The following is a 6,188-nucleotide window of genomic DNA, read 5'->3' as shown; positions in this document are numbered from 1 at the left end:
CCCTGTAAACTGGCTGGCATCTGTTATCCCGCTTATCTGCGGCACCGTGCTAATTATATAATTCTGGTTGCGGCTGAAGTTATTTACCAGCGGAACGCAATCCAATGGGGTAATGTAAGCAAGGAATTTGCCGCCCGATGCTGTGGAAAAACCGTTGGATAGAGTAATACTGGTTTCATGGTAAAACGTACCCGTGGTATTTGCCGCAGACGAAGCCGCAGTGCGCGTTTGCGAAAACCCGGCGGTGGATAACAGCGACAGGTTTATTAAACAAAGGCAACGCCGGGTTACTTTATTTACGGTTCTCACGGCGCCTGTATGGTTAAAACGTTATTCACTCCTGTATTAACAGCAATGCTGCTGAAGGTGGTACCCGGTGCCGTTACGACGGTGCTGCCGCCCGTGGAAGAACTGGACAAGGTAAACTTCCGGGTTGTAGGAGCGTTGATCGGGTTAATGGTAATATTATAGGTGCCCGCCGGTACGGTTATGGTTGTGGTACCGTTGGCAGGGAAGGCGAAACTGTTATACCCCGAGAAATAGGCCTGGAAACCGCTAACCCCTGTAGAATTTGTCAAGGTAACGGTAACCGAAGTTGTGGTGCAGCTGCAATTAGCATTGGCGTAATTTTGGGCGTTATAATCCAGATCTGCCTGCGCCGCAGCATTTGCTGCGCTTGTACTATAGGCATAATACTTGTTAGCGGGTATTGACACCAAAACAGGCGCGCCGGGGGTAGTATTTGCCGGGCAATTGTTCCTTGTGTAAGAACTATCTTTTGCAGCATTTCCGTATGCAGCACTATAATAGTTATACTGGTAATTTTTTACAATGTTTCCGTACTGGTCTTTGATATTTTGAAGCCTCATCAGCCCGTCATATTCAAAATGATTTACCAGGCCTTTAGCATCCATAGATTCTGTCATACCTGCAGATGGGTCAAAAGCATAGGTAGTCATCAAAGCGCCATCGGGGTACAGCCGCAACTCATCAACCAGGCCCGATCCGCTTAGGGTTATGGATGTTACGCCCGTTATTTTGTGTTCAAAATAAGTCCATCCGTTTAATATTTTCCCTTGCTTAGGGTAGCCGGATATTGTCCCTGTAATAGTATAAGCGGTGCTATTTTTGGTCCAGTAAGAAACGATATAGGTACTTGTGGATATAACGGAAGACAAGGCAGAGACCGAGCCGCCGGCAAGGCTATAGCAGTATTTGCCGGTTGGGCTGGTTGGGTCGAATGTTGTTGGGCCCGTGTAAAGAAAATTACCGGTAGTATTGCCGTATCCGCCAGGTTCTTCGAATGAAGTATAAGCAATCGTGTTTACGGAGCTGCTGCCAATCATTTCAGCTATCGGGAAACTGCCATTGTAAGCCCATAGGTAGTTATGATTTACATCATCTACTTTATGCTGCTGGATAATATTGCCCCTGGTATCATAGCCATCAAAAACAATCAGCGGCTTATAGGCGGTATTTTTAACATATGTCGTGTCTTTTAATCTTGCGAACGAGGTAAGCGGCGTTACCGACTGCGTTTGAAAAACGGTATCGGGGAAAGCCGTATACTGGTTGTAGGATAGCAAAATTGCATTCGTGACACGGGAATTGGAATTGTCGGCATTTGTAATGGTTGTATAGGTTTCGATAGGTGCACCGATAATATTCTTCGTTTTCAAAGCCTCTATTCCCTGGGACATATATTTGCTGCTGTTCGCCGTTGAATAATCCAGTGGATAGGTAATATTACTGGTTACTTTTTCGCCTTTGCTATTTACTTTTACCGTGCGCGTGGTTAAAAGGTGTTTGTTATTATCGTGGAAGTTATAGGTCAAGGTGGTAATGGCCCTGGTCGTGTCGCCAGGATCATATAACTTTTCTTCAGTTGATAGCAGATAAGTGAACTTGGATACCATCGCGCGGTAGGCCAACAACTCCATATCTTCGCAGGGACCAGGTCCATTATTAATCTGGCTAGTTTGCGCACCGTCTAAATAATAATGCCAAAGACCATCGCGCCTTTCCCATGCGAACACTTCGTTTTCAAGTGTTTGCATCGATGCATAATAATTTGTAATTTCTTTTACCTTTTTGAAATTGCCTGCCTCATTTATGTAATCTATTTGTTTAAGTAGAGAACCGTTGGACGTATTTGGTAAATTGGAATTATAGGGTGGTTTTTCTTGCACGTAGTTGCTATTCACATAGCCGGGCACATAATCCGGTTCGTTGATGTACGTGTATTCGCTTTTCCCGTTCTCCCCGTTCTCTCCGTTCAATACCACTACTTTATCATAGGCTACTACAGCCCCTGCTCCTGACCCACTAAGGCTAATGTCGCTTTCAGAACTGCGTACCATATGATCGAACCACGCTGACCAATCAAAGTGTATCCCCATCGCTGTGGTCTCATAAAACCAATCATATGCTGGCTGCCAGAAAGTATATTGTGGTTTAGACATTCGTTTTCCGTAAGAATACTCATGCAACTGATTGTCAGCCCCCATGGCAGTATAATGATAAATGAACCTTTTTATCCTATCTGGATTAATTCCATCATGATCAATTACCCTTTTTACGCGCATGCCTCCGCCAGCCAAATAGGCGGTGGGACTGTTGGAATTGCTGTTGCTCAAATCATAATTGATCCTGGTTGTCCAGGTAAAGATGCTGTGGATATCCATTAAATACACGGCATAATTCGTCGTCGTGCTGTAGGCTTCCCATGTATAAACGCCGGGAGAAAGGTTTAGCGGAACATTATTCAGGGAGATAACAGACGAACCTGTAGAATAAGTATAATACGGTCCTCCCAGAAATTGCGGTGTTTGTGTATAATTGGCCGGGTCTATATGCAGTACCTCAGACCCCGAAGCATTTTTTACCGAAATGTACATCAGGTTCTGTTGCAACGAGTTTATCACACCTTGGCCACCGGACAGCCTAAATGAACAATTAAGTTTCCCGGGTACAATGTTGCCCATTCCGTCTACATACTCCTTGCTCATATCCAACACGTTAGAGCCTATGACCTGATGGGTATCTGCATAGTAGGTAAAACTGGCTGTCTGTGAAGCCAGTGCCGTTTGATTGGTATATAGCGAATTATCGTTGCTGATTGATTTGGTATCATCAAAATCATTCGCCTCGAACTGAAATTCAGTGGTGCCGCCTGTGGGATACTGTATCTTGTAAAGCGATCCGGCACGTACGAAAGATGTATCGGGCTCGCGCTCCGGACCCGGAGGCCCCGGGTTGTAGGTTTGGATGGTATTGCCCGAAGCGCCGCTGTAACTTGGTAAAAAGGACGTGTTCTGACCCCGTCCGTTATAATAGCCCCAATGGTCGACGGCAAACGAGGTTTTGGGTGGCAAGTTGTTGTTATTCCCTTCAAAATAACTAAACACATATGGGCTGCCCGGAACTATTTTACCGCCGTAATAACCATTTTCAACTACGCTTTCAAGCTTAAGGCGCCTTAGCGGGTCTCCTCCTGTGCTTGTTGCATACGTGTTGTTCCCTCCCGGCGACACAAAATAACTGTAATTGAAAACGACTTTTTTTGTGGGTAAGCTATTCAGATTTCCTTGATTATCTTTATTGAATATTGAAATACTTACTAATTTCTTTTCGCCTGTTAAATCTACTCTATCATCCGTGTAAGTAAAACTTACTCGGCCGTTGTCGTAATCTATGTGATCTAATACCTGCAGTGTATAAATATTACCGAATACAGCGGTGTGATATTCGGGCAGCGATGCTCCTAAATAGGTCTGGTCTTCATGTCCTGGGCACGTTTTAAACAATTCCTTTGACTCGCTGTAGGAGCTCGATGGCTGCAACTGGCCCTGTAGTGTTGTATAATAAAAATTCACCTGGTTGCCTTTTGGCGAAGTTATGTTGGTAAGCTGCCAGGCAGTTTTGAACATATACCCGGTGCCATCGCTGGGATTATAGCTTTCTTCGTACTTGGCGAACGTATATATGGTTCCATCCTGCCCGGTTATCGTCCAGGATGTGGCATCGTTGTTTGCGAAGGCAATCTTAATTTTTTCCTGATTTTGGATTACGACCTCCCCATTATGCTTAATGATAAATTTGCCGTTCAGGGAGCCTGCGTTATAATAAAATTGATCAGGCTGAAAATCGGCAAGGTTGGTGTTATCCATTTGGGTCTTATCCAACAACGCACGGTAATCGAGATTCTGAAGAGTGCTGTTTCCACTCGTTTTGTTGAATATAGGCACTTGGCATACGGGGTAACCGCCGGGATGGTTCCAAAAGTCAAACTGGCTAAACGCCGGCCCCACGCCGTTTACGAAATCAGGGATAGGTGTTCGGGTGGTACGGGCGTTCAGATAGTGCCCCCCCTGAAAATCATCGAAGCCAACCACATTTCTTGAAATAACGCCACCGGCATTAAGCACCCAGCCTAATCCGACCCGGCTTGCATTCTCATTTACTTTGATGCCGGAAGCATGGTAGCTTAAAGAAATGGGCACAGAAATATCATGCGATTGAATGGTATATATGGGAATCGAGATACTAGGGATGCCGTTATACGTGCTTACCGGAATGTCTCCATATTTTTGAAATGCCTGCACCTCGGGCGATGGCATTAAAACCTTTTTCAATTGATTTGCTTGGCTGAAAGCAGCTTGCCCGACTGCCAAAACAGCGAGGCAAAACAATAAAACAAACCTTGTAGTTTTTTTAAAAAGAAGCATTTATTTGTTCTTAAGTTTAGAAAACAATCGTTGAATTAATTGTGGTTGATCAGTTGCTCTAATTTTTCCAAACGCTTTTGCAGATCCTTCATCTCTTTATCCTTCTCTATCACGTAAAGTGTCAACTCTTCCACTTTCTTCAATAACAGCTTGTTCATCTCCCCTAAGTTTTGGCCATCCTTCAGAACATCAACCTCTGAGGGTACATCCGGCAGGTGCTGGTTTTTATCGATAAAGGTTTTCAACTCTGAAAGGCTCGGAAGTTTATAGGATGCGGCGAAAACATAGTCTGGCCAGTTAGCGGTTTCTACCAACACTTGTTTAGACCGGATATTACCGTTTACTGATAAAGCTTCCTTTGGCAGGGCGGTGCCTATTCCAACAAAGCCGTTGGCGGCAATCCTCATTTTTTCAGTAACAACACCTCCGCCATTAGCGGTAGAAATCACCATATCGCCCCGGTCGATGTAATAATTAGAGGGTTGAGACATTTTAATACTGCCAAGCGTATAAGCCTGCCCAGTAGTATAGCTTTGAAAAGTAAGGTTTTCGCCAGCATAATCAACCTCCGCGCCGATATTTGGATTAGCGTTGCCTGTACCGGCAAGTGTAAGAGCGGAAACCGGGCTGCCTGTGCCGATGCCTACATTCCCGTCTGACGTTAGAACAAATTTAGAAGTATGCGTTCCTGCCGCGCTTGCCGCCGAGTTTGTGCCGGCATCGATCAGATATTTGCTCCCATTTCCGGTGTTCAGTATATAAGGGGAAATGAAAAGTGCCTTGTATCCTGATGTAGAGCCGGCGGCCTGATTGACCGTGCCTTGTATAGCCAGCATGTTTTGCTGTACGGAAACGCCTGAAATATGAGTATTCAAAGTCACCACCGACCCGGCTATGCCAGTCGAATTGAAAAAATCGAAAACGCCCGCTGTGGTGCCGGAGCTACCGTTTATTGTTAAAATTCTTCCGGATGCAAGCGTGGTCGCTCCAGCAGTAGGCATTACCCCGATCTGGATGGAACGAGCTTGGGTGCCGGTTCCTCCGTAATATGACCCGATGGTGTATGTACTGCCCTGCAATTGAGCGATCAGCCGTTCGTAGTTGGTAGCCTGGTCGGATGTTTTGTACAAAGCAACACCGGTTGATGTTGAGCCCAGCGTTAATGAATGGGTTGGCGATGTCGTTGCGATTCCAACGTTACCCGTAGTAGGCCAGGGATTTGAGTTTTGGGCGAATGCAGTTGAAAAAATGGCGGCAAAGGCGTAAACTAAAAACAGGATTTTTTTCATGATGTAATAAGGTTGAGATAGAAATATGGTTATAAACAGGCAAGTATTTAACTCCATTATTAAGAATTAAATAGTATGATAGCCGGATATTAAGTACAGTTTTTGTTGAGCGGTATTTTGTACATTTTATTGTGTAATAAGGTTGTCAGAATTGGTTTTCTAATATAGAAAT

3 protein-coding genes are annotated in these 6,188 nt (G+C 44.8%); all 3 read right to left on the bottom strand.

Annotation, left to right across the window (positions count from 1 at the left end):
• Positions 1-309, bottom strand: a 309-nt coding sequence (locus AC1DXC_RS06690) for a hypothetical protein (protein ID WP_477458365.1), incomplete at its 3' end; no start/stop codon positions are given.
• Positions 306-4,634 (bottom strand): DUF5977 domain-containing protein, encoded by a 4,329-nt coding sequence (locus AC1DXC_RS06685; RefSeq protein ID WP_477458364.1) that lies wholly within the window; start codon positions 4,632-4,634, stop codon positions 306-308. The genes AC1DXC_RS06685 and AC1DXC_RS06690, both read right to left, overlap by 4 nt.
• Before the next feature lie 128 nt (positions 4,635-4,762).
• Positions 4,763-6,016 (bottom strand): hypothetical protein, encoded by a 1,254-nt coding sequence (locus AC1DXC_RS06680; RefSeq protein ID WP_477458363.1) that lies wholly within the window; start codon positions 6,014-6,016, stop codon positions 4,763-4,765.
• Positions 6,017-6,188 lie beyond the last annotated feature (172 nt).

It is taken from the genome of Mucilaginibacter sp. P2_D11, from assembly GCF_056404435.1.
This window is presented reverse-complemented; position numbering and strand designations above follow the sequence as displayed.

What these genes read in the sequence shown, in the direction of transcription:
- AC1DXC_RS06680 (WP_477458363.1), bottom strand. Translation starts at nt 6,016, where the DNA reads ATGAAAAAAATCCTGTTTTTAGTTTACGCCTTTGCCGCCATTTTTTCA.